This window comes from Photobacterium sp. CCB-ST2H9, from assembly GCF_023151555.2.
In the GTDB taxonomy this organism is placed as follows: domain Bacteria; phylum Pseudomonadota; class Gammaproteobacteria; order Enterobacterales; family Vibrionaceae; genus Photobacterium.
In genome coordinates, this window is the sequence record NZ_CP100425.1 from 440,011 (window position 1) to 464,470 (window position 24,460).

Here is a 24,460-nt window from a genome sequence, read left to right on the forward strand (position 1 = left end):
TAATGACGAAGGCTATAGATAAAAAACTCATCGTTGGCCTTGATATCGGTACCTCCAAAGTTTGTGCTTTGGTGGGTGAGGCATTGCCGGACGGCCTGGTGAATGTCATTGGTGTGGGCAGCAGCCCGTCTAAAGGCATGGATAAGGGTGGCGTCAACGATCTCGAATCTGTCGTCAAATCCGTGCAACGGGCGGTTGACCAGGCGGAACTTATGGCAGATTGTCAGATTGCCTCTGTATATCTGTCTCTGTCCGGGAAACATATTCGTTGCCAGACCGAAAAAGGTATGGTGCCGATTTCCGACAAAGAAGTGACTCAGGATGACGTGGATAACGTCATTCACACGGCAAAGTCGGTCAAAATCAGTGACGAGCACAGAACGTTGCACGTTATCCCGCAAGAATTTGCCATTGACTACCAGGAGGGGATTAAAAACCCGGTTGGTTTGTCTGGTGTGCGAATGGAAGCCAGCGTGCATCTGATCACTTGCCATAATGACATGGCAAGAAACATCGTGAAAGCGGTTGAACGCTGTGGCCTGAAAGTGGATCAGTTGATCTTTTCAGGGTTGGCTGCCAGCTATGCGGTGTTAACGGCGGATGAGCGTGAACTGGGTGTCTGTGTGGTCGATATCGGTGGCGGAACCATGGATATGGCTGTATGGACAGGCGGTGCACTCCGGCACGCGGAAGTGATTCCTTATGCAGGTAATGTGGTCACCAGCGACATTGCCTATGCCTTTGGCACCCCTCCGGGGGATGCTGAGGAAATCAAAGTGAAGTACGGCTGCGCACTGAGCGAGTTGGTCAGTAAAGACGCCAAAGTCGACGTTCCTAGTGTGGGCGGACGACCGTCGCGCAGCTTGCAAAGCCAGACACTCGCGGAAGTGATTGAACCGCGTTACAGCGAATTGCTGGGTCTGGTGAATCAAAAGTTGGTGGAAATACAAGAACAACTGCGTAATACGGGTGTCAAACACCAGCTGGCAGCTGGCATCGTGTTAACCGGCGGAGCCTCACAAATGGAAGGGCTGGTCGAATGTGCTGAGCGGGTATTCCGCAATCAGGTACGTTTGGGCCGACCGCTGGCATTAAGTGGCTTAACGGACTATGTCCAGGCCCCGCATTACGCAACGGCAGTAGGCTTACTGCATTACGGAAAGGACAGTCAGACATTTGAAGATAGTGAGTTGGAGCCCAAGCGTTCAGTGGCAGGCTTGTTCACTAAAATTAGTGGTTGGCTACGAAAAGAATTTTAAACCTGATGCGAACAGGAAAAACGGAGAGAACACATGTTTGAACCGATGATGGAATTGTCTGATGAAGCGGTAATTAAAGTCATTGGCGTTGGCGGTGGCGGTGGTAACGCTGTTGATCACATGGTCCGTGAGTCGATTGAAGGCGTACACTTCATCAGTGTGAATACTGATGCTCAGGCGCTGCGTAAAAGCAACGTTGGCACAGTGATCCAGATTGGCGGTGACATCACGAAAGGTTTGGGTGCAGGTGCTAACCCTCAGGTTGGCCGTGACTCAGCGCTGGAAGATCGTGAAGCGATTCGTGAAGCACTGGACGGTTCAGATATGGTCTTTATCGCGGCTGGCATGGGCGGTGGTACCGGAACCGGTGCTGCACCGATTATTGCTGAAGTTGCGAAAGAGCTGGGTATTCTGACCGTTGCTGTGGTGACCAAGCCTTTTAGTTTCGAAGGTAAAAAACGCATGGCGTTTGCAGAGCAGGGTATTGAGGAGCTGTCTAAGCACGTCGATTCTCTGATCACGATTCCGAATGAAAAACTGCTGAAAGTGCTGGGTCGTGGCATCACATTGCTGGACGCCTTTGCAAAAGCCAATGATGTACTGAAGAACGCGGTACAGGGCATTGCAGAGCTGATCACCCGTCCGGGCATGATCAACGTCGACTTTGCGGACGTACGTACCGTGATGTCTGAGATGGGTCATGCCATGATGGGCAGCGGTGTTGCGACCGGTGAAGACCGTGCGGAAGAAGCTGCTGAAATGGCGATTTCCAGCCCGCTGCTGGAAGATATCGATCTGGCTGGTGCTCGTGGTGTTCTGGTCAACATTACCGCAGGTCTGGATATGCGTCTGGATGAGTTCGAAACTGTCGGTAATACAGTGAAAGCATTCGCTTCTGATAATGCGACTGTGGTGATTGGTACTTCACTGGATCCGGACATGAGCGATGAGCTGCGTGTCACAGTTGTTGCGACCGGTATTGGCAAAGAAACGAAGCCTGATATTACGTTGGTTACGAACACGGCTAAACCTGCAGTGCAGGAAAAGCCAGTGGTTCAGCAAGAGCCGCAGGAAGAAACGATCAAGCCTCAGACCGTGCAACCAGCGGCAGAGAAAAATGTCCAGTCAGGTGCGGCAGCAACAGCGGCAAAGCCGAAGCAGCAAGCCGACCATGACTACCTGGATATCCCTGCGTTTTTACGCAAGCAGGCAGACTAATTTTAAAAAGTTTGGGTTAGATCACAATTGATGGTAAGATGACCGCCTGGCCGCATTAAAGTTTGCACCATGGCGGTCGATATATAATCATCAGTCAGTTGAGACGAGTAAGCAGATGATCAGACAACGTACACTAAAAAGCATCGTGAAAACGATTGGGGTGGGTCTTCACTCTGGTCGTAAAGTGACGCTTATTCTGCGCCCGGCCGCAGCAAATACTGGTGTTATCTATCGTCGTACGGATCTGAATCCGCCGGTGGATTTTCCGGCAAATGCTGATTCTGTGCGAGATACAATGTTGTGCACCGCGCTGGTGAACGATCAGGGCGTACGCATCTCAACTGTTGAGCACCTGAATGCCGCGCTGGCTGGTATGGGCATTGATAATGTGATTGTGGAAGTGGATGCACCGGAAATTCCGATTATGGACGGTAGCGCCAGCCCATTCATTTATCTGCTGCAATCTGCCGGGATTGAGACACTGAATGCGCCGAAGCGTTTTCTGCGTCTGAAAAAAACTGTTCGTGTTGAAGATGGCGACAAGTGGGCAGAGCTGAGACCTTACAATGGTTTCCGTCTGGACTTCGCGATTGAATTTAATCATCCGGCGATCGATGCAGATCAGCAACGTCTGGTTCTGGACTTTTCCAGTCAGTCGTTTGTGAAAGATATCAGCCGCGCCCGAACTTTTGGTTTCATGCGTGATATCGAATATCTGCAGTCACAGAATCTGTGCCTGGGTGGTAGCTTCGATAACGCCATTGTTCTTGATGACTACCGCATCCTGAATGATGAAGGTCTGCGTTTTGACAATGAGCTGGTGACACATAAAGTACTGGACGCCATTGGTGATCTGTACATGTGCGGTCACAATATCATTGGTGAAATGGTCGCTTATAAGTCCGGCCATGCCCTGAACAATAAACTGCTCCGTGCTGTTTTGGCAGACCAGGAAGCTTATGAGTGGTCGACCTTCCAGGATGAAGCGGACGTGCCTGTTACTTTTGCTCAACCGGGTATGGTACTGGCCTAAGCTCTTTTTCTTCTGCTCGCGACCGGCCCTGCAAGGACATCACTTGCAACAAATTGGTCGGTCCTGCGGGTAGATCATCTCCCATCCTTTTTGATACTGCCCTCCATTGACACTTAGTCTTTTCAATCTCTCATTGAACACCTCAAAGAACATCAGCATCTGATCCGTAAAGATAATCCCTTGATTTTCAACGATCTGATAGTCACTTTCTTCAACTATCATTGATAAGTGCATGAAAAAATAAGCTTTTACTGGATGGGAAGCGCAGCCATTGTTCTGAAAAGCTGTTGACGGCGTGATGGCGCCAGACGCAATCCTCTGAAATCAGTCAGGGATAAATAGGCTTCTGTAGTTTGATATCACATCGCTCAACGAGCGTTTGAGAGATGTGAAGAAACCGAGCAGATTATTTATTTTTGTTTGCCAGTGCAGCCAGTCGTTCCAGGCGGGCTTTGATCTTTGCCGGGGCATCCTGAGCAGTTTCCATGAGTGACTGGGCGGCACGTTCGGAAATGGGTTTGCGTTTCAGAACTGGCGTTTTATCGGCTTGGATCGGTTCTGCAGCCAGTGAAGGATTGATACTGATTTGAATATCCTGCAATTTGGGCAAGGTGTGCTCACGCAGCCGGTTGATGAGTTGATTGCGCTCATAATTCAATCGCATCGACCAAGCGGCAGATGCAACCTCGATCACCAATATGCCCTGACGATAGTTACTGACACGGCATGCCTGGGCGCAGCTGAGATATTGCTGTACCTGGCTGTTGAGTTTGTGAAGTGCCATCGCTCGTTGCTGGATATTGCCCAGGGCACTGTCATCATCGAGCAAACTGGCTGTCGTCTGGGGACGGTGATCTCTCATAGAAATGCCGAAAACCTCAATTAAATGAATGCGAAGAACCCACGGAACGGAGTGAGATCTAAGTTTTTGTATCTGGTTGCGAAGTTATTGTGATAAGTCTAGGCGTTCCTGCAATTATTTTTTTATCATAACAAATTCGGAGCTGTTCGGGGCCGGCTTGGTGAATGGTTCCATTTCACAAAGCATGTTATTGTGCCTGATGCCCTTGAAATTCCGTTCGGGAAACACAATATCACCATCACTGACATTTGTTTTCATCCCGGCGACAGTCATGATTGTCTGTCTGGAGAGGGGCGGAGCAAGGAAATGCTTCGTTATGATGGCAATTTTTGAGTCCTCAGCCTGCGCCTGTGCTGGGATCTGATATCACAAAGAGTAAAACGGCACCGCCATGTTATCAAAACTACTGACTAAAGTTATCGGCAGCCGCAACGACCGTACCATTCGACGTTTGCGTAAAATTGTTGATCAGATCAACAAGCTAGAACCTGAATTTGAGAGCCTGCAGGATGAAGAACTGAAGGCAAAAACAGCTGAGTTTCGTCAGCGGCTGGATCAGGGTGAAACCCTGGACCAATTGTTGCCTGAAGCCTTTGCGACTGTTCGTGAAGCCTCCAAACGTGTCTTCGGCATGCGTCATTTCGATGTTCAGATGATTGGTGGTATGGTTCTGAACAATCGCCAGATTGCTGAAATGCGTACCGGTGAGGGTAAAACCCTGACGGCGACCCTGCCTGCTTATCTGAATGCGTTGACCGGTAAAGGTGTTCACATTGTTACGGTGAACGATTATCTGGCGAGCCGGGATGCAGAGACGAACCGTCCGCTGTTCGAATTCCTGGGAATGACTGTAGGTGTGAACCTGTCCCAGATGCCGCCACAGGTGAAGAAAGAAGCTTACGCCTGTGACATTCTGTACGGAACCAACAACGAATTCGGTTTCGATTATCTGCGCGATAACATGGCCTTCCGTCCGGAAGACCGGGTCCAGCGTGAGCGTTTCTTTGCCGTAGTGGATGAAGTGGACTCCATTCTGATTGACGAAGCCCGTACCCCACTGATTATTTCCGGTCCGGCAGAAGACAGCTCTGAGCTTTATACCAAGATTAATACGTTGATCCCTGAACTGGTCAGACAGGACAAAGAGGACAGCGAAGAATACCGTGGTGAAGGGCACTACACGGTCGATGAAAAATCCAAACAGGTTCACCTGACAGAAAACGGTCAGGAGTTTGTTGAAGAACTGCTGAAGCAGCATGCGCTGATGCAGGAAGAAGACACCCTGTACTCTCCGGCCAATATCTCTCTGCTGCACCATGTCAATGCAGCGCTGCGTGCACATGTCCTGTTTGAGCGCGATGTTGACTACATCGTGAAGGACAACGAGGTCATCATTGTTGATGAGCACACCGGCCGTACGATGCCGGGACGTCGCTGGTCTGAAGGTCTGCATCAGGCTGTTGAAGCCAAAGAAGGTGTGAAGATTCAGAACGAAAACCAGACGCTGGCTTCGATCACCTTCCAGAACTATTTCCGTCTGTATGAAAAACTGTCTGGTATGACAGGTACAGCAGACACTGAAGCCTTCGAATTCCAGTCGATTTATGGTCTGGAAACAGTCGTGGTTCCGACCAATAAGCCAATGATCCGTGATGATATGGGTGATCTGGTTTACATGACGGAACGCGAGAAGTTCGAAGCGATTATTGAAGATATCAAGGCGCGTGTCGCCAATGGTCAGCCGGTGCTGGTCGGTACGGTCTCGATTGAGAAATCTGAGCTGTTGTCAAATGCGCTAAAGAAATCCGGAATTGCGCATCAGGTGCTGAATGCCAAGTTCCATGAAAAAGAAGCCGAGATTATTGCCCAGGCGGGTAAGCCGGGCACAGTGACGATTGCGACCAACATGGCCGGTCGTGGTACGGATATCGTGCTGGGTGGCAGTTGGCAAAGTGAAGTCGAGCTGCTGGAAAACCCGACTGAAGAACAGATTGCGTCGATCAAAGCCGCGTGGAAAGAGCGTCATGAAGCGGTTCTGACATCCGGTGGTTTGCATATTATCGGTACTGAGCGTCATGAATCCCGTCGTATTGATAACCAACTGCGTGGTCGTGCCGGTCGCCAGGGCGATGCCGGTTCTTCCCGTTTCTATCTGTCGATGGATGACGGTCTGATGCGTATCTTCGCCTCTGAACGTGTTTCTGCCATGATGAAGAAACTGGGTATGGAAGAAGGCGAAGCCATTGAGCACCCATGGGTGACCAAGGCTATTGAAAATGCTCAGCGTAAGGTTGAAGGCCGTAACTTCGATATCCGTAAACAGCTGCTTGAATTTGATGATGTCGCGAACGATCAGCGTAAAGTGGTTTATGAGCTGCGTGATGAACTGATGTTTGCTGAAGACATCAGTGACATGATGGTCCAGAACCGTGAAGATGTTCTGAACAGCGTGATTGATACTTATATTCCGCCGCAGTCCCTAGATGAAATGTGGGATATCCCGGGACTGGAAGAACGACTGAGAGTCGACTTCGATCTGGATCTGCCGATTCAGGATTGGCTGGATAAAGATGACAAGCTTTATGAAGAAGCGCTGCGTGAGCGTATCATTTCGGAAGCCGTGCGTGTTTACGATGAGAAAGAAGCGGCAGTGGGGGCGCCAGTCCTGCGTAACTTTGAAAAAACTGTGATGCTGCAGAATCTGGATACTCTGTGGAAAGAGCATCTGGCAGCGATGGATCACCTGCGTCAGGGAATCCATCTGCGTGGCTATGCGCAGAAGAACCCGAAACAGGAATACAAGCGTGAGTCTTTCGAGTTGTTCCAGGATATGCTGGAAAACCTGAAATCTGATGTTATCGCGATCCTGAGCAAGGTGCGGGTGCAGCAGCAGGAAGAAGTAGACCGGGTTGAAGCTGAGCGTCAGCGTATGGCTGAAGAAATGGCCCGCCGTCAGCAGTTTAACCATCAGGAAGCAACCAGTGCTGTGGCTGAAACCAGTCAGGGGGGCGAAGACAGCTTCTCGGGTGGTGAGCGCAAAGTTGGCCGAAATGAGCCATGTCCTTGTGGGTCAGGTAAAAAATATAAGCAGTGCCACGGTCGTATCAGCTGATAGAATCGGGTGAAGCTTTGTTCGAAGGCCGCTATTGCGGCCTTTGTTTTGTTCTGACTCAGGTTAAAATTGTATTCGGATTAACATCCTGGAGTTCAGGGTGTAAGTAAAGATTGAAACAGGTAAGCAGCGTGGAAAAAAAACGAGTCTGGATATCAGCTGGCATTATTCTGAACAGCCAGCAGGATAAAGTATTTATTACCCGTCGTCCGGAAACCTCCCACAAAGGCGGGTTCTGGGAATTTGCCGGTGGTAAGGTCGAACTCGGTGAAACAGCGGAACAAGCGGTCATCCGGGAGCTGAATGAAGAAGTGGGCATTGTGGCAACCGAGCTGGAGCACTTTATTGCACTGGAGCACGATTATCCGGAGAAGGCCCTGAAATTCGACTTTTTTCTGATCAAAGCTTTTGACGGCGAAGCTTATGGCCGGGAGGGTCAGCCGGGGCAATGGGTTGCGCTGGAAGCACTCCGGGATTTCGCTTTCCCTGAAGCGAATTATCCCGTGATTGACAAGCTGTTGGCTCGGTAAGCCTGTCGGGTTATTGGTGCGGGTCTCTGAAAACAGAGAACCGCACATCCGCATTACATCTCTTCAGACCAGCCGTCGGAATCCGACAGATCCGGTGCACCGGGAATGGCTTTTTCTTCCGCTGCCCATTCACCTAAATCAATCAGTTGACAGCGTTTGGAGCAGAAAGGCCGGAAAGGGCTTTGCTCACCCCAGACCACGTCTGTTTGGCAGGTGGGACATTTGACGATTGTCGGTGTTCTTGATTGCGACACGTTAACCTCAGCAAATCGCTAGTGTGAATTCAATGCATTCGGCAACCGGGTTGCCTGTTGTTGCCTGCCCTTCATCAAACGGCAGGAAACGAACAGCGAACCGGCTGCGATGTCCGGATATCATAGGGTAAACCCCATAACTCGGACAAACCTGCAGACGCAGCAGGCTGGCATTGTCGGCATCATGCTGGAAAAATCCGTTGCGGGCAACCCGGGATTTAAACTGACCCGACTCGCGTGTCACTCTCAGCCACAGCTGAAGTGCCCGGGCCATGGGCTGAAGCTGCTCATACCAGGCGGCCATATCGGCCTGTTTTCTGTCAAAAGACAGGTGCAGCCAGTGGTGCAGGCTGGGCAGGTCAAAGCAGCAACTGCCTCCCGGCAGGGAAAATCGCTGCTTGATTCCGGCCAGAAACCGATCTTCCCGGAGGTGCTGACCCAGCCGGGGCGCAGTGATCAGGTGGTGATGTACCGATGTCATCTGATCCAGCAGGGCAAGGACAGCGGTTTGATCAACGCCATCAACATCCAGCCACTGTTTGATTTGCAGCTGTTGTTTATCAAGGTCTTTGGCCAGTTCACTTTTGACCTGTACTTGATCGAGAATATCGAGAATGTCGAAAAGGGCGCGGAAAAAGACCTGATATTGCCAGGGATCATCAGAATCACGGGCATGGTTGATCTGGAGCATCAGGTACTCCAGTCGCAGGTAAATACGGACTTTTTCGTTTAACGGGTGCTCAAAACGGGTTGTCTGCATAGTTGCGGGCCTGTTTGTTGATCTCTGGTGTAGGTTCAGTTGCGACCGGGTTTTTCGCTCAGGCGCAGGTATTGCTGGTGCAGCCTGGCCACTTCGCCGTGCAGCTTGTGGCTGTCGCCATTGTTGTCGATGACATCATCTGCGGCAGCGAGACGTTGCTCCCGGGTCGCCTGTGCGGCCAGAATCTTACGGACCTGGATGCCATCGACTTGATCCCTGCTGGTGGTACGGGCGATCTGAACGTCTTCGCTTACATCAACAACCAGGAGCCGATCGGTCATCTTCTGGAGCTGGTTTTCTACCATTAAGGGTACAACCAGCAGGCAATAAGGCGAGTTGGCCTGGCTGATCTCCTGTTGCATTTGCTGACGAATCATTGGATGGAGCAGGCTATCCAGCCAGGCTTTTAAGGCTGGCTCATTGAAGATCGCCTCTCTGAGTTTACTGCGGTTGAGCTGGCCATCTGTCAGCAGGATGTCAGCACCCAAACGAGTTACGATTGCTTTCAGGCCTTCTGAACCGGGAGCCACAACTGCCCGGGCAATCACATCAGCATCAATGATATCAATCCCATAGTTGGCAAACAGATTGGCGACAGTTGTTTTTCCGCTGCCGATACCCCCGGTCAGGCCGATCACCAGAGTCATAGCGCATATCCTAAATAAGTGCCGACATACCACGTCAGAACCGGAGAGCCCCACAGTAAGGCTGCCCAGCCGGCAAGTGCGAGGTAGGGGCCAAATGAAAACGGTGTCTGTGCAGTATTTTCGGATTCACTGCGTTGCATACGTAATAAAATGATGCCACAGACAGTGCCAAGCAAGGAAGATAGCAGCACGATAAAAGGCAGTAACTGCCATCCTGCCCAGGCGCCCAGAGCCGCCAGAAGTTTGAAATCGCCGTATCCCATGCCTTCTTTGCCGGTCAGCAGTTTGAAGAGCCAGTATAGGCTCCAGAGTGACAGGTAACCGGCCATAGCGCCAATGACCGCAGATTCCAGACTGACCGGTCCGACTCCCAGCAATGCCAGCAGCAGTCCCCCCCAGAGCAGGGGAAGAGTGAGCTGATCCGGCAGCAGCATTTTGTCGATGTCGATAAACGTCAGAGCAATCAGCACAAAACTGGCAGCGATCACGGCCAGACTCCAGACTGATGGAGGCAGGACCAGTGCAACCGTCAGCGCTGCCAGAGAAGATAAGAACTCAATCGCAGGGTAGCGGGCGCTGATTTTCTGTTTGCAGTGACTGCACCGGCCGTGTAGCACTAACCAACTGATGACAGGGATATTTTCCCATGCCCGGATGCGGTGCTGGCAATGCGGACAGTGTGACGCCGGTACGCTGAGATTGAAGGCTGGCTGCGTCTCGACAGGACCGTATTCAGGAAAGCAGGCTGCACAGTCTGCACGCCACTGTCTTTCCATCATGATCGGCAAGCGGTGAATGACCACATTCAGAAAACTGCCGATGATCAGGCCCAGAAGGGCGGCAGCAAGAGGATAAAGCCAGGGATAGTCGATCAGCAGTGCCATGAGAAGACTCAATTTCCGTCAAGTTATCGCAACAAAAGGCTATTTTAGCCTGAATATATTGCCGGTAGCGAGTTATCCCACCACTTTCATTAAATCGAAGACAGGTAAGTACATGGCCAGCAGTAATGTCCCGACCAGTGCACCAATCAACAAAATGAGTAATGGCTCTGTCAGGGTGGTGAGTGTTTTGAGCTGGTGGGACAGCGCACTGTCATCCTGATCCGCCAGCCGGAGCAGCAGTGTATCGAGCTGACCGGTTTCTTCTCCGACCATGACCATGTGAACCAGACGATCAGAAACGCAGGCCTGCTGTCGGAGGGCCTGATGGAGTGGTTGACCGGCAGAGACCTGACGGGAAGCCTGACGATAGGCTTGTTCTAAAGCCCGGTTTCCGCAGGTAGCGGAGGCAAGTTTTAACCCGCTCAGCAGGGGCAGACCTGCCTGAAAGGTAATTCCCAGTGTGCGGGTGAATCTGGCTTGTGCGGCCAGCTGCCAGAGCGGGCCGAGTAACGGACAGCGGAGGCCGTACCGGTGAATGCGGGCCTGCCATAGGGGGCTCCGCTGATATAAAAGCCGGCTACACCCTATCAGGAATACAAGAGCTGTGGCGGCAGGCAGCCCGATATCTCTGAAGCGGTCGGAGAGAGTCAGAACGGTCCGGGTCAGCCAGGGAAGCTGATTGCCCATACTGGCAAACAGGCTGGCGAATTGAGGGATCACCCAGGCAAGCATCAGTGTGGTGACAGCTGCAGCCACCAGACATACCGCCGCCGGGTAGACCAGAGCCTGTTTCAGGTTGCGTTGTAATGCCTGGGACTGCTCCCGGTAAGTCGCGATCTGAGCCAGCATCTGAGGCAGTTGTCCAGCCTGCTCTCCGGCTGTGAGCAGACTGCAGAGCGTCGTGTCCGGAAAGGGCAGAGAGTCAGCCAGCGCATCAGACAGCGGGCGCCCTGACGCCACCTGCGTCCCTAAGCGGCGGAGGAGTGCGGCAGGTGCCATCCGTGACTGTTCACGAGCCAGCAGAGTCAGTGCGCTGGAAAGCGGCAGCGATGCGTGGAGCAGAATACTCAGTTGGCGCAGGAGCTGTGTCAGATCCTGTTGCCGGAGGTCATGGCGACGGCGGGTTAACCAGCCCGGCCTTCGACGTCGCATTGCCAGCAGGGTTATCTTTTCAGCTTTCAGCCGCTGAACGATCTCTTCGGGATCATAGGCGGCGGCCAGTCCCTGAGTACGCTGACCGTTCTGATGTCGTCCGCGCCAGAAGAAATAACGCAGCTGTACTGACAGCTTCATCATGCCGTGCTCATTAATTGGGTGAGCGGATCAGATGCGAGGACGCGCCGTAACTCACTCAGGCTGGTGATCCCCTGACGCAGCAGCCGGATACCGGCGGTTTCCAGAGACAGGCCATCGACCGGGGTCTGGGTCATGGTGAGGGTATTGTCTGCCGTTGGTGCGGATGAATTTGACATACAGAGCTCGAACAGGCCGGTCCGGCCAAGATAGCCCTGATTGCAGTATTCGCAGCCTTGCGGGCTGGCTTCGTACAGGGTAATCGGGAGCTCAGGATGGTTTTGCAATGAATCCGGCAGGGAAACAGCTTGCCGGCAATGGGGGCACAGACAGCGCACCAGACGCTGGGAAATAATCAGGCTCAGTGATGCGCCGAGTTCATAAGGCGCGATGCCAAGATGCCCCAGCCGGGTCAGGGTCTCGGCAGCAGAATTGGTATGCAGCGTCGAAAGTACCAGATGTCCGGTTTGTGCAGCTCTGACGGCCATGGCTGCGGTTTCCTGATCACGGATCTCGCCGATCATGATGACATCCGGATCCTGGCGGAGAAAAGTACGTAAGGCGGATGAAAAATCGAGCCCGATGACCGGGTTGATCTGGAGCTGATTGATCCCCGGCAACTGGATCTCTACCGGATCTTCCGCAGTACAGATATTCCGGTGTTCCTGGTTCAGCCAGCTCAGTCCGGCATAGAGCGACAGTGTTTTCCCGCTGCCAGTGGGGCCGGTGACCAGAATCAGTCCTTGCGGCTTTCGCAGGGCCTTTTCGAAGGCTTCCCGCTGGGAATCCGGGTAACCCAGATGTTCAAGGGAGAGTGGAATGTGGTTGTTATCGAGCAGTCTCAGAACGATTTTTTCTCCCCATTGTGCCGGGAGCGTGGACACTCGCATATCGACGGTCATGTTCTGGTTCAGTGCCAGCCTGAAACGGCCATCCTGTGGCAGACGGCGCTCGGCGATATTGAGCCGGGCAAGAATTTTCAGCCGGGCAGTCAGCCGGACGGCTAAATCCGTTGGCTGGTTGGCATAGATTAGCAGCAATCCATCACACCGAAAGCGGATCCGGCAGGATTGCTCGAAAGGTTCGATGTGAATGTCGGAAGCCTGTCGCCGGATTGCATCCAGCAGAAGCTGGTTCAAATAACGGCTGAGCGGCGCGTCATCGTCTTCCGGAGTGGCATCGGATCGTACCGGTGACTCGGTCAGCTGCATCAGATCCTGTTCACTGACGGGAGTCATGTTGAGAGTACTGGCAACCTGTTGACCATACACGCGACGGATCGCATTCTCCAATTGTTGCCGGGGCAGCAGCACGGGCTGAATGGTCAGTCCGGTTGCGAACCGGCACTCATCCAGGCTGCTGGTTTCCGTGGGATCTGCAATCCCCAGAGTTAAAATATTGTTGTCGATGGCCAGCGGCAGAATCCGGTGTCTTTCGATCAGCGGCCGGATAGCCAGCTGCTGGCACAAGCTCTGATAGTCAAACTGGTGGACATCTGCTACAGACAATGAAAACAGGTGAGCCAGGTGCCGGGCCAGATCTTTGTCGGTAAAAATGCCAGTCCGGATGAGTGCTTCGGGATACCCGATATGGTGTTGCCGGACTTCGTGCTGAACCTTGTCGATTTCGGTTTGGGAGATCAGGCTGGCCTGATGCAGCGCAGAGAGGAGGGAGCGGGTCATTTTCAGCTCCCCGGACAGAAGCTTGAGTGATCGTCACCGGCACATTCCGTTTTCCAGACTAGACCGTGTTCACTATTGTCCGGCAGCAGCCGGATTTCTGCATTGGCGGGCAGGCTGCCTTTGCTGTGACCATCCGGAATACTGCTGATCACCCCGGTGCCCGTGCGAACGCTCAGGTTGTTGCCAGTGTGGGTTGCCGTGACGGTGGAACGGATTTCAAAACTGTCACCATTCCCCTTATCGAAGCGTTGGGAATCCGGTACGCCGTTGCGACCGCTCTGGCAATCAATGGTGCGGGATGCACCGGAGACCTGACGCGTCATCAGGCACAGGCTGACGGCTGTTTTCATGGCGGTGGCTGCGTGGAGCATTTCGGTTGCATGCGCTCGCTGGGTGTAGCCCTGATAAGCCGGCATGGCAAAAGCGCTCAGTATGCTGATGATTGCCACGACAATCATGAGCTCAATTAAGGTAAATCCTCGGGATCGGGTCATTGCAGTCTGCCTTTCACTGAAAAAATCGCAGTCAGCATAGGGAGCGGGGATGCCCTGAAAAGCATGACCGAAGAATTTTCCGGTCCTCTTCAAACGAGCGGGTGAAAGCCTGGGCTATTACATATGAGTGCTGGAGATGTCTCGACAGCATAAAGGGATGAATCGGGGGATAGAAAGTAAAGAAAACCGGCATTTTTCGTCGTATTGAGATGGGGTGAAAGATAAGTAACTGTGTGCATACCTCTCAAAATCAAAAGTAAAGCCTTTGAAAAACATTACTTTTTATGTGTGTTCTTGAATATCAAACTCAGATCACAGATAGGGGGTGAGCAAAAACGAAAATATTTACTTTCGTCATCTCAGTTAATACGCTCACTCGCTCAAAAAATACCATCGCAATAATGATAATAATGAGGTTACCTCTGAATGTTTGGAATATTTCAACCTAAAGCGCATCAGCCTCGGCTTCCGGCCGATAAGCTTGATAGCACCTATACCCGCCTCCGGTGGCAGCTCTTCATCGGTATCTTTTTCGGATACGCCGGTTATTACCTGGTTCGTAAGAACTTCAGTCTGGCGATGCCTTACCTGATCGAGCAGGGGTTCAGCCGCGGTGATCTGGGTGTTGCCCTGGCCGCAGTGTCAATCTCTTATGGTCTGTCCAAGTTCCTGATGGGCAGTGTATCTGACCGCTCAGATCCGCGTTATTTCCTGAGTGCCGGTCTGCTGATGTCGGCTCTGGTCATGTTCTGTTTTGGTTTCATGCCGTGGGCAACGGGCAGTATTACGGCCATGTTTATCCTGTTGTTCCTGAACGGCTGGTTCCAGGGCATGGGCTGGCCTGCCTGTGGCCGGACGATGGTGCACTGGTGGTCCCGGAAAGAACGGGGAGAAATCGTCTCAGTCTGGAATGTGGCTCATAACGTCGGTGGGGGTCTGATTGGTCCGCTGTTCCTGCTGGGTCTGTGGGCTTTCCAGGACGACTGGCGCGCAGCCTTTTATGTGCCTGCTTTTTTTGCCGCGCTGGTTGCTGTCTTCATCTGGATGACTGTCCGCGATACACCTCAGTCCTGCGGATTGCCGCCGATTGAAGAATACAAGAATGATTATCCGGATGATTACGACAAGTCGCATGAAACCGAGATGACCGCGAAGGAAATCTTCTTCAAGTATGTGTTCTCGAACAAGCTGCTGTGGTCCATTGCAATTGCGAATGCCTTTGTTTACCTGATCCGCTACGGTGTACTGGACTGGGCACCGGTTTACCTGAAAGAAGCCAAAGAATTTACTGTGGATAAATCGTCCTGGGCTTATTTCCTGTACGAGTGGGCCGGGATCCCGGGTACCCTGCTGTGTGGCTGGATCTCTGACAAACTGTTCAAAGGCCGTCGTGCACCGGCTGGTATCCTCTTCATGGCGCTGGTTCTGGTGGCTGTGCTGGTTTACTGGTTTAACCCGGCAGGTAATCCGACAGTGGATATGCTGGCGCTGATCGCCATCGGCTTCCTGATCTACGGTCCGGTGATGCTGATCGGTCTGTATGCGCTGGAACTGGCACCGAAGAAAGCTGCGGGGACAGCGGCAGGTCTGACAGGTCTGTTCGGCTACCTGGGTGGCGCTGTGGCAGCGAATGCCATCCTGGGTTATACCGTGGATCACTTTGGCTGGGATGGCGGCTTCATCGTTCTGGTCGGCTCTTGTGTCGCATCAATCGTCTTCCTGTTGTATGCCTTTGTGGGCGAACGCGCACATCATGAGCAAAAAGCCCGTGAACAAGCAGTTGCTTAAGGTTTTGCTTTAATTTTCAATATATACAGGCCGTTTCATACATGTGACGGCCTGTTGTTTTGTGGCGTCTGACAAACAAAATATGGATAAAAATATGAAACTAAACGTAATTGGCTTATCAATGGCTGCCCTGACACTTTCTTCTGCAGCTTTTGCAGATCCACTGGTGATTGCACACCGCGGTGCTTCAGGTTACCTGCCGGAACATACGCTGGAAGCGAAAGCGATGGCTTATGCCATGAAGCCTGACTACATCGAGCAGGATGTGGTCATGACAAAAGATGACCAGCTGGTGGTCCTGCACGATCATTTTCTGGATCGTGTGACTGATGTTGCGGAGCAATATCCGGATCGTGCCCGTGCTGACGGTCGTTATTACGCGATTGACTTCACGCTGGCTGAAATTAAAGGTCTGAAGCTGACCGAAGGTTTCAATATCGATAAAGATGGCAAGAAAGTAGCGGGTTTCCCACAGCGTTTCCCACTGTGGAAATCGTCTTTCACTGTCCCGACGCTGCAAGAAGAAATCGAGCTGATCCAGGGGCTGAACAAATCGCTGGGTTACAACATCGGTATTTATCCGGAAATCAAAGCGCCTTGGTTCCACCGTCATGAAGGGAAGGATATTTCGAAAGCCGTCCTGAAAGTACTGAAAGAATATGGTTACGACAGCAAAGATGACAAAGCTTTCGTTCAATGTTTTGACCCAATCGAGCTGAAGCGTATCAATGATGAGCTGATGCCAGCGATGAAGATGGATCTGAACCTGGTTCAGCTGATGGCCTACACCGACTGGAATGAAACCATGGTGTACAAAGGCGATAAAGCTACACCATACAACTACGACTGGATGTATGAAAAAGGCGGCATGAAAAAAGTGGCTCAGTATGCTGACGGCATCGGTCCATGGAAGCCAATGCTGGTGGATGACAAGTCAACCAAAGACAACCTGATCATCCTGCCGCTAATGAAAGATGCGAAATCTGCCGGTCTGGTAGTTCACCCGTATACTTTCCGTGCAGACGAAGGCCGCATTGCGCCTTACGCTGACAGCTTTGATGACATGCTGGACGTGTTCTACAACAAAGTGAAAGTGGACGGTGTGTTTACCGACTTCCCGGACAAAGCGGTGTCTTTCCTGCATCGCGGTTAATCACAACGATAAGTAAGACCGATTCAAAAAGGGAGCGCATGGCGCTCCCTTTTATTGTTTTTTGTTTTCTGCGTATCAATGAGCAAGTAATACTGAGTTGAAATGCTTACTTGAAACGCATCGACAGATCCATTGCCCGGACATGCTTGGTCAGGGCGCCAACAGAGATATAGTCGACACCGGTTTCAGCAAAAGTACGCAGGGTTTCATCGGTCACATTGCCGGACACTTCGAGCGCGACACGGCCCTGATTCAGTGCTACGGCTTCACGCATCATGTCGGTGGTGAAATTGTCCAGCATCACGATGTCGGCACCGGCCTCAATGGCTTGCTTGAGTTCATCCAGACTTTCGGTTTCCACTTCAACCGGTTTGCCCGGGTTCAGCTGCTTGGCTGTTTCTACGGCCTGTTGAATGCCACCGCAGGCAATGATGTGGTTTTCCTTGATCAGATAAGCATCGAATACACCGATACGGTGATTAAAACCGCCGCCGCAGGCCACGGCATATTTCAGCGCATTGCGCAGGCCGGGAATGGTTTTCCGGGTATCCAGCAGCCGGGTTCCGGTGCCGTCGAGCAGGGCGGCATAATGCGCGACCTGAGTTGCACAGCCGGACAGGGTCTGAATGAAGTTCATGGCGTTCCGTTCTCCGGTCAGGAGAATCCGGGACGGGCCACGAAGAGTGCAAAGTACCTGATTGGGTTCAACCGGATCACCGTCGCTGACCTGCCAGTCGATACTGACTTCATCACCCAACTGACGAAACACTTCATCGGCCCACAGGCGGCCACAAAATACCCCGTGTTCCCGGGTAATAATGGTGGCTTCTCCCTGGCTGTCTGCCGGGATCAGGCTGGCTGTGATATCGCGGCCGGCATCAATGTCGCCGCCGAGATCTTCACACAGGGCATCGGCGACATTGCGTCGAATATCTTCAGGCAGTTGCTGACGCAGGTAGGCCAGGCGTGACTCAGAATCGTGTTTTTGTTCCGTAGGGCTCATCGTCGTTTTCCGTAATGGCTGAAGCAGAGATCGAAATGAGCCCGATCATACTGTGAGATGTTGGCAAGGGGAAGGCATTCTCGGGTTGAGTGGGAGGGGGAACAGGTTTTATGCTTGGCATCTGAATTACAGAGACATCACAGGTAACCTTATGGCATTTACCATCAATCAAGACCACTGGCTGGAGCAGGTGCGGCAGGTGCCTTCTTCGCATTGCGATATACGGGAAGATGAGCAGGATATCTCGTTACTGGTGATCCACAACATCAGCCTGCCGCCGGGCCAGTTTGGCGGGCCGTATATCGAGCAGTTGTTTACCGGTACCCTGGATCCGGCCGGGCATCCGTATTTTGCGGAAATTCATCAGCTGCGGGTTTCAGCCCATTGTTTGATCCGCCGTGATGGGGAAGTGGTGCAGTTTGTGCCTTTCAATGCCAGAGCCTGGCATGCCGGCATGTCTGAGTTTGGCGGCCGGGAGAAGTGTAATGATTTCTCGATCGGGATTGAACTGGAAGGAACGGACACGCTTCCTTACACCCCGGAGCAATATGACGCCCTGAAGGCACTGACGCAGACTTTAATGCAGATGTATCCGGCGATTACCCGTTCTCGTATTACCGGTCATGAGTTTATCGCACCCGGCCGGAAAACTGATCCGGGCCTGGCCTTCGACTGGAGACGGTATAAAACTGCGCTGAAAGTTTAAAAAATTTTGGGGGTATTTTACAAAAAGTGACATATTTCCCATTGTGACAAAAATGTTAAATAATTGGTCTGACCATTAACCTTTTCCGTGAATCTTGTTCGCAACACACGGAAAACTAGTCTAAAGTTGCCATAATTTTTGGCTTTCCGTCTGCTGAAAGGGAATATTTGCTTCCATTTCGGCCATGACCTGAATCAAGTTGTCGGTAGACATCCTCAATTATTTCTGTAAAATTTCTGTATATAGTTAAATTGGTATGACCAATTAACCGGTCGCAGGGTCGAGTTGTAAGATAAAAAATTACAAGAAGCAGAACGATATAAATGACTTATAAGCGTATCCGCCAAGCGAAGCTCTCAGACGTCATTGAGCAAGAACTTGAGCGACTGATTCTGGAGGGGATCTGGTCCCCCGGACACCAACTGCCGCCTGAACGTGAGTTAGCGCGGCAGTTTGACGTTTCACGTCCGTCAGTCCGCGAAGCGATTCAACGCTTAGAAGTCAAACATCTGCTGATCCGTCGTCAGGGCGGCGGTACCTTTGTCTCTGATCAGTTATGGCAAAGCTTTTCTGACCCGCTGCTGGACTTGCTGGCAGCCCACCCTGAAACACAACTCGATTTACTGGAATCACGCCATGCCCTGGAAGGGCTGGCCGCTTACTATGCTGCCCTGCGCGGAAATGAAGATGATTTTGACCGTATCCGTGACTGTCACAGCCGGATACAGGAAGCCCAGCAACAAGGGGATCTGAAGTCTGAAGCTGCCGCTGTGATGCAGTACCTGATTGCGGTGACCGAATCCGCACACAATCTGGTTTTGCTGCATATTATCCGCAGTCTCGCCCCATTGCTGGAGCAAAACGTATACCAAAACTTTGAACTCCTGAACCGTCGCCCTGAGGTGGTGGAGAAGGTGAGCAAGCACCGAGCCGACATTGTGCATGCGATCGTTTCCGGTCAGCCGGAAATGGCGCGAGAAGCATCGCATGCACATTTGGCTTATATCGAGGAAACATTGTTGGATTTAACTCTGGAAGACAGCAGACGTGAACGCTCTCTTCGCAGGATTCAACAACGCAAGGACGGGCTGGATTAATACCTCCCTCATATAAGCCGAGGTCGGTATCAAACAGTCGCGACATTGTTAGGGGCAAACCCAAGACCCTAGTTTTGTAGAATATCAACGAAAGGATAGATCGCATGTCTGAAGTCATGAAGAATGACGTGGACGCACTGGAGACCCAAGAGTGGCTAGCAGCCCTGGAGTCCGTCGTTCGTGAAGAAGGTGTAGAGCGCGCACAGTACCTGCTGGAGCAAGTGCTGGAAAAAGCTCGTCTGGATGGTGTCGACATGCCGACTGGCATCACCACCAACTACATCAATACCATTCCTTCGGCGCAAGAGCCGGCTTATCCGGGTGATACCACACTGGAACGCCGTATTCGTGCAATTATCCGTTGGAACGCCGTGATGATCGTACTGCGTGCTTCTAAGAAAGATCTGGAGCTGGGTGGCCACATGGCTTCTTTCCAGTCTTCTGCTGCTTTCTACGAAGTGTGCTTTAACCACTTCTTCCGCGCATCGAACGAGACCGATGGTGGCGACCTGGTTTACTATCAAGGTCACATCTCTCCGGGTATCTACTCCCGTGCATTCGTTGAAGGTCGTCTGACTGAAGACCAGCTGGACAACTTCCGTCAGGAAGTGGACGGCAAAGGTCTGTCTTCTTATCCGCACCCGAAACTGATGCCTGAATTCTGGCAGTTCCCGACTGTATCTATGGGTCTGGGTCCAATCGCTTCTATCTATCAGGCACGTTTCCTGAAGTATCTGAACGGCCGTGGTCTGAAAGATACCTCTGCTCAGCGCGTTTACGCCTTCCTGGGCGACGGTGAGATGGATGAGCCGGAATCACGTGGTGCCATTTCTTTCGCTGCGCGTGAGAAACTGGACAACCTGTGCTTCCTGATCAACTGTAACCTGCAGCGTCTGGACGGCCCGGTTATGGGTAACGGCAAGATCATCCAGGAACTGGAAGGCCTGTTCAAGGGTGCTGGCTGGAACGTTGTGAAAGTGATCTGGGGTAACAACTGGGATTCTCTGCTGGCAAAAGATACCTCGGGTAAACTGCTGCAGCTGATGAACGAAACCATCGACGGTGACTACCAGACTTTCAAAGCGAAAGATGGTGCCTACGTTCGTGAGCATTTCTTCGGTAAATACCCAGAGACTGCAGCCCTGGTTGCTGACATGACTGACGACGAAGTGTTTGCACTGAAGCGTGGTGGTCACGAGTCTTCTAAACTGTACGCTGCGTTCAAGAACGCACAAGACACCAAAGGCAAGCCAACTGTGATCCTGGCCAAGACCGTCAAAGGTTATGGTATGGGTGAAGCTGCCGAAGGTAAGAACATTGCGCACCAGGTGAAGAAAATGGACATGACACATGTTCTGCACCTGCGTGACCGCCTGGGTCTGCAAGACCTGGTTTCTGACGAAGCCGTGAAGGGCCTGCCTTACCTGAAACTGGAAGAAGGTTCGAAAGAATTCGAATACCTGCACGCCCGTCGTCAGGCGCTGCACGGCTACACGCCGAAGCGTCTGCCAAACTTCACTGGCGAATTCGTATCTCCTGAGCTGGAAGAGTTCAAACCACTGCTGGAAGAGCAGAAGCGTGATATCTCAACCACGATGGGCTTCGTACGTGCGCTGAACGTGCTGCTGAAGAATAAGAACATTGGTAAGAACATCGTTCCTATCATTGCTGACGAAGCACGTACTTTCGGTATGGAAGGTCTGTTCCGTCAAATCGGTATCTACAACCCGCACGGCCAGAACTATACGCCGCAAGACCGTGACATCGTGTCTTACTACAAAGAAGACACTGCGGGTCAGGTTCTGCAGGAAGGGATTAACGAGCTGGGTGCGATGTCTTCGTGGGTTGCTGCTGCGACGTCTTACAGCACCAACGACCTGCCAATGATTCCGTTCTACATCTACTACTCAATGTTCGGCTTCCAGCGTGTTGGCGACATGGCGTGGATGGCGGGTGACCAACAGGCACGCGGCTTCCTGCTGGGTGCAACTGCGGGTCGTACAACGCTGAACGGTGAAGGTCTGCAGCACGAAGATGGTCACAGCCACATCATGGCAAACACCATCCCGAACTGTATTTCTTACGATCCGACTTTCGCATACGAAGTTGCAGTCATCATGCAAGACGGTATCCGTCGCATGTACGGCGAGCAGGAGAACGTGTTCTACTACCTGACGCTGATGAACGAAAACTATGCGATGCCAGCAATGCCGGAAGGTGCTGAAGAAGGTATCCGTAAGGGAATCTACAAGCTGGAATCTTACGCGGGCGATAAATCAAAAGTTCAGCTGATGAGCTCCGGCACCATCATGAACGAAGTGCGTAAAGCGGCTCAAATCCTGAGCGACGATTACGGCATCGCATCTGACGTCTACTCTGTAACCTCATTTAACGAACTGGCCCGTGACGGTCAGGACGCAGAGCGTTACAACATGCTGCACCCAGAAGCTGAGCAGAAAGTATCTTACATCGCTGAAGTGATGGGTACTGAGCCTGCGATTGCAGCAACTGACTACATGAAGAACTACGCGGATCAGGTTCGTGCTTTCATCCCAGCTGAATCTTACAAGGTTCTGGGTACTGATGGCTTTGGCCGTTCTGACAGTCGTGAAAACCTGCGCCGTCACTTCGAAGTGAACGCTGGTTACGTGGTTGTTGCGGCTCTGACCGAGCTGGCGAAGCGTGGTGATGTTGAGAAATCTGCAGTTGCTGAAGCAATCAAGAAATTCGACATCGACGCTGACAAGATCAACCCGCTATTCGCGTAAGAGGCAATAAATAATGGCAATCGAAATTAATGTACCTGACATCGGTGCTGATGAGGTTGAAGTAACTGAGATCCTGGTCAGCGTTGGTGACAAGGTCGAAGAAGAACAGTCGCTGATCACCGTAGAAGGTGACAAAGCTTCTATGGAAGTACCGGCTTCTCAGGCGGGCATCGTGAAAGAAATCAAAGTAGCGGAAGGCGACAAAGTGTCGACCGGTTCTTTGATTATGATTTTTGAAGCGGAAGGTGCAGCAGCGGCTGCGCCTGCAGCTGAAGCGGCGCCAGCACCTGCAGCGGCTCCGGCAGCAGCAGAACTGAAAGAAGTTCATGTGCCGGATATCGGCGGTGACGAAGTTGAAGTGACTGAAATCATGGTTGCTGTCGGCGACAGCATCGCAGAAGAGCAGTCACTGATCACTGTGGAAGGCGACAAGGCTTCGATGGAAGTACCAGCACCATTCGCTGGCGTTCTGAAAGAAATCAAAGTTGCTGCGGGTGACAAAGTGTCTACCGGCTCTCTGATCATGGTCTTCGAAGTGGCAGGTTCAGGTGCTCCGGCAGCGGCTCCTGCAGCAGTTGAAGCGCCAGCAGCAGCACCTGCGGCAGCGGCTGACAAAGAAGTGAACGTACCGGATATCGGTGGCGACGAAGTTGAAGTCACTGAAATCATGGTTGCAGTTGGCGACATGGTGACAGAAGAGCAATCTCTGATCACTGTGGAAGGCGACAAAGCTTCGATGGAAGTGCCTGCACCATTCGCAGGTAAAGTAAAAGAAATCAAGATCGCGACGGGTGACAAAGTGTCTACCGGTTCTCTGATCATGGTCTTCGAAGTAGCAGGTGCAGCACCGGCTGCGGCACCTCAGGCAGCGGCTCCGGCGGCAGCCCCAGCAGCAGCTCCGGCAGCAAAAGCTGAAGCCCCTGCAGCGACCGGCGATTTCGTTGAAAACAACGAATACGCACACGCGTCTCCGGTTGTTCGTCGTCTGGCACGCGAGTTTGGCGTGAACCTGGCGAAAGTGAAAGGCACTGGCCGTAAGAACCGCGTTCTGAAAGAAGACGTTCAGAACTATGTGAAAGAAGCGCTGAAGCGTCTGGAGTCTGGTGCTGCGGCATCTGGCAAAGGCGACGGTGCGGCTCTGGGTCTGCTGCCTTGGCCGAAAGTTGATTTCAGCAAGTTCGGTGAAACCGAAGTGAAGCCTCTGTCTCGCATTAAGAAGATCTCTGGCGCGAACCTGCATCGTAACTGGGTGATGATTCCGCACGTGACTCAGTGGGATGATGCTGATATCACTGCACTGGAAGCATTCCGTAAAGAGCAGAACGCGATCGAAGCGAAGAAAGATTCAGGCATGAAGATCACCCCGCTGGTGTTCATCATGAAAGCAGTTGCGAAGACGCTGGAAGCCTTCCCTGCGTTCAACTCTTCTCTGTCTGAAGATGGTGAGAGCCTGATCCTGAAGAAATACGTCAACATCGGTATCGCGGTTGACACGCCAAACGGTCTGGTTGTACCTGTGTTCAAAGATGTGAACAAGAAAGGTATCTACGAGCTGTCTGAAGAACTGATGGTTATTTCTAAGAAAGCGCGTGCCGGTAAACTGACTGCATCTGACATGCAGGGCGGCTGCTTCACCATCTCAAGCCTGGGTGGCCTGGGTGGTACTGCATTCACACCAATCGTGAATGCACCGGAAGTGGGCATCCTGGGCGTGTCTAAGTCTGAGATGAAACCAGTATGGAACGGCAAGGACTTTGAACCTCGCCTGATGCTGCCATTGTCACTGTCTTACGATCACCGTGTGATCGACGGTGCCGAAGGTGCACGCTTCATTACTTACCTGAACGGCATGCTGTCTGACATTCGTCGACTGGTGCTGTAATAGGTGTGACCCGAGATTCCTTGCCCGATAAACGG

At 52.1% G+C, this 24,460-nt stretch carries 20 protein-coding genes; 11 read left to right on the top strand and 9 right to left on the bottom strand.

Annotation, left to right across the window (positions count from 1 at the left end; translation table 11 throughout):
• Window positions 1-2 precede the first annotated feature (2 nt).
• The 3 genes from ftsA to lpxC all read left to right on the top strand — a co-directional run bounded on the left by ftsA (window position 3) and on the right by lpxC (window position 3,510).
• Window positions 3-1,259 carry a cell division protein FtsA gene (ftsA, locus tag L4174_RS02040; RefSeq protein WP_248143924.1) on the top strand — a complete coding sequence of 419 codons (1,257 nt, stop codon included), beginning with the start codon at window positions 3-5 and terminating at the stop codon, window positions 1,257-1,259.
• 33 nt (window positions 1,260-1,292) lie between these two features.
• Window positions 1,293-2,477 (top strand): cell division protein FtsZ, encoded by a 1,185-nt coding sequence (gene ftsZ / locus L4174_RS02045; protein ID WP_248143925.1) that lies wholly within the window; start codon window positions 1,293-1,295, stop codon window positions 2,475-2,477.
• A 115-nt stretch (window positions 2,478-2,592) separates the two neighbouring features.
• On the top strand, window positions 2,593-3,510 hold the full coding sequence (gene lpxC / locus L4174_RS02050) for a UDP-3-O-acyl-N-acetylglucosamine deacetylase (protein WP_248143926.1): 918 nt from the start codon (window positions 2,593-2,595) through the stop codon (window positions 3,508-3,510).
• A 406-nt stretch (window positions 3,511-3,916) separates the two neighbouring features.
• Here the strand turns inward: lpxC and L4174_RS02055 are convergent, their stop codons facing one another.
• Window positions 3,917-4,372, bottom strand: a complete 456-nt coding sequence (locus L4174_RS02055) for a DUF721 domain-containing protein (protein ID WP_248143927.1) — start codon at window positions 4,370-4,372, stop codon at window positions 3,917-3,919.
• Window positions 4,373-4,763: 391 nt separating this feature from the next.
• Here L4174_RS02055 and secA point away from each other — a divergent pair, with 391 nt between their 5' ends.
• Window positions 4,764-7,484, top strand: coding sequence for a preprotein translocase subunit SecA (gene secA / locus L4174_RS02060; RefSeq protein WP_248143928.1), 2,721 nt, complete (start codon window positions 4,764-4,766; stop codon window positions 7,482-7,484).
• A gap of 131 nt (window positions 7,485-7,615) precedes the next feature.
• Window positions 7,616-8,014, top strand: a complete 399-nt coding sequence (mutT, locus tag L4174_RS02065) for an 8-oxo-dGTP diphosphatase MutT (protein ID WP_248143929.1) — start codon at window positions 7,616-7,618, stop codon at window positions 8,012-8,014.
• A gap of 53 nt (window positions 8,015-8,067) precedes the next feature.
• On the opposite strand, the gene yacG is transcribed toward mutT, so the two are convergent.
• From yacG to L4174_RS24075, 7 genes are all read right to left on the bottom strand, one after another.
• On the bottom strand, window positions 8,068-8,268 hold the full coding sequence (gene yacG / locus L4174_RS02070; protein ID WP_248143930.1) for a DNA gyrase inhibitor YacG: 201 nt from the start codon (window positions 8,266-8,268) through the stop codon (window positions 8,068-8,070).
• 7 nt (window positions 8,269-8,275) lie between these two features.
• Entirely contained in the window at window positions 8,276-9,028 is a 753-nt protein-coding gene (gene zapD / locus L4174_RS02075) for a cell division protein ZapD (RefSeq protein WP_248143931.1), read from the bottom strand.
• A 35-nt stretch (window positions 9,029-9,063) separates the two neighbouring features.
• Entirely contained in the window at window positions 9,064-9,675 is a 612-nt protein-coding gene (coaE, locus tag L4174_RS02080; RefSeq protein ID WP_248143932.1) for a dephospho-CoA kinase, read from the bottom strand.
• Window positions 9,672-10,559: an A24 family peptidase gene (locus L4174_RS02085; RefSeq protein WP_248143933.1), complete on the bottom strand. Its 888-nt coding sequence runs from the start codon at window positions 10,557-10,559 to the stop codon at window positions 9,672-9,674. The genes coaE and L4174_RS02085 overlap by 4 nt, the downstream gene beginning before the upstream one ends.
• A 72-nt stretch (window positions 10,560-10,631) precedes the next feature.
• Window positions 10,632-11,855 (bottom strand): type II secretion system F family protein, encoded by a 1,224-nt coding sequence (locus L4174_RS02090; protein ID WP_248143934.1) that lies wholly within the window; start codon window positions 11,853-11,855, stop codon window positions 10,632-10,634.
• On the bottom strand, window positions 11,852-13,534 hold the full coding sequence (locus L4174_RS02095; RefSeq protein WP_248143935.1) for a GspE/PulE family protein: 1,683 nt from the start codon (window positions 13,532-13,534) through the stop codon (window positions 11,852-11,854). Before L4174_RS02095 ends, L4174_RS02090 begins: the two co-directional genes overlap by 4 nt.
• A gap of 2 nt (window positions 13,535-13,536) precedes the next feature.
• A complete protein-coding gene (locus tag L4174_RS24075; RefSeq protein WP_305885152.1) occupies window positions 13,537-14,028 on the bottom strand; it encodes a prepilin-type N-terminal cleavage/methylation domain-containing protein in 492 nt (163 codons plus the stop codon).
• Between the two features lie 426 nt (window positions 14,029-14,454).
• On the opposite strand from L4174_RS24075, the gene glpT reads away from it, so the two are divergent.
• Together glpT and glpQ are read left to right on the top strand one after the other, a co-directional pair.
• Window positions 14,455-15,816 carry a glycerol-3-phosphate transporter gene (glpT, locus tag L4174_RS02105; protein ID WP_248143936.1) on the top strand — a complete coding sequence of 454 codons (1,362 nt, stop codon included), beginning with the start codon at window positions 14,455-14,457 and terminating at the stop codon, window positions 15,814-15,816.
• Between the two features lie 94 nt (window positions 15,817-15,910).
• A complete protein-coding gene (glpQ, locus tag L4174_RS02110) occupies window positions 15,911-16,969 on the top strand; it encodes a glycerophosphodiester phosphodiesterase (RefSeq protein ID WP_248143937.1) in 1,059 nt (352 codons plus the stop codon).
• Window positions 16,970-17,075: 106 nt separating this feature from the next.
• On the opposite strand, the gene nadC is transcribed toward glpQ, so the two are convergent.
• Window positions 17,076-17,972 (bottom strand): carboxylating nicotinate-nucleotide diphosphorylase, encoded by an 897-nt coding sequence (nadC, locus tag L4174_RS02115; protein WP_248143938.1) that lies wholly within the window; start codon window positions 17,970-17,972, stop codon window positions 17,076-17,078.
• 151 nt (window positions 17,973-18,123) lie between these two features.
• Here nadC and ampD point away from each other — a divergent pair, with 151 nt between their 5' ends.
• The 4 genes from ampD to aceF all read left to right on the top strand — a co-directional run bounded on the left by ampD (window position 18,124) and on the right by aceF (window position 24,425).
• A complete protein-coding gene (ampD, locus tag L4174_RS02120; protein WP_248143939.1) occupies window positions 18,124-18,678 on the top strand; it encodes a 1,6-anhydro-N-acetylmuramyl-L-alanine amidase AmpD in 555 nt (184 codons plus the stop codon).
• A 323-nt stretch (window positions 18,679-19,001) separates the two neighbouring features.
• On the top strand, window positions 19,002-19,775 hold the full coding sequence (gene pdhR / locus L4174_RS02125; protein ID WP_248143940.1) for a pyruvate dehydrogenase complex transcriptional repressor PdhR: 774 nt from the start codon (window positions 19,002-19,004) through the stop codon (window positions 19,773-19,775).
• Between the two features lie 104 nt (window positions 19,776-19,879).
• Window positions 19,880-22,543, top strand: coding sequence for a pyruvate dehydrogenase (acetyl-transferring), homodimeric type (gene aceE / locus L4174_RS02130; RefSeq protein WP_248143941.1), 2,664 nt, complete (start codon window positions 19,880-19,882; stop codon window positions 22,541-22,543).
• Window positions 22,544-22,556: 13 nt separating this feature from the next.
• Complete coding sequence (gene aceF / locus L4174_RS02135) at window positions 22,557-24,425, top strand: pyruvate dehydrogenase complex dihydrolipoyllysine-residue acetyltransferase (RefSeq protein ID WP_248143942.1); 1,869 nt, start codon at window positions 22,557-22,559, stop codon at window positions 24,423-24,425.
• Window positions 24,426-24,460: the final 35 nt, after the last annotated feature.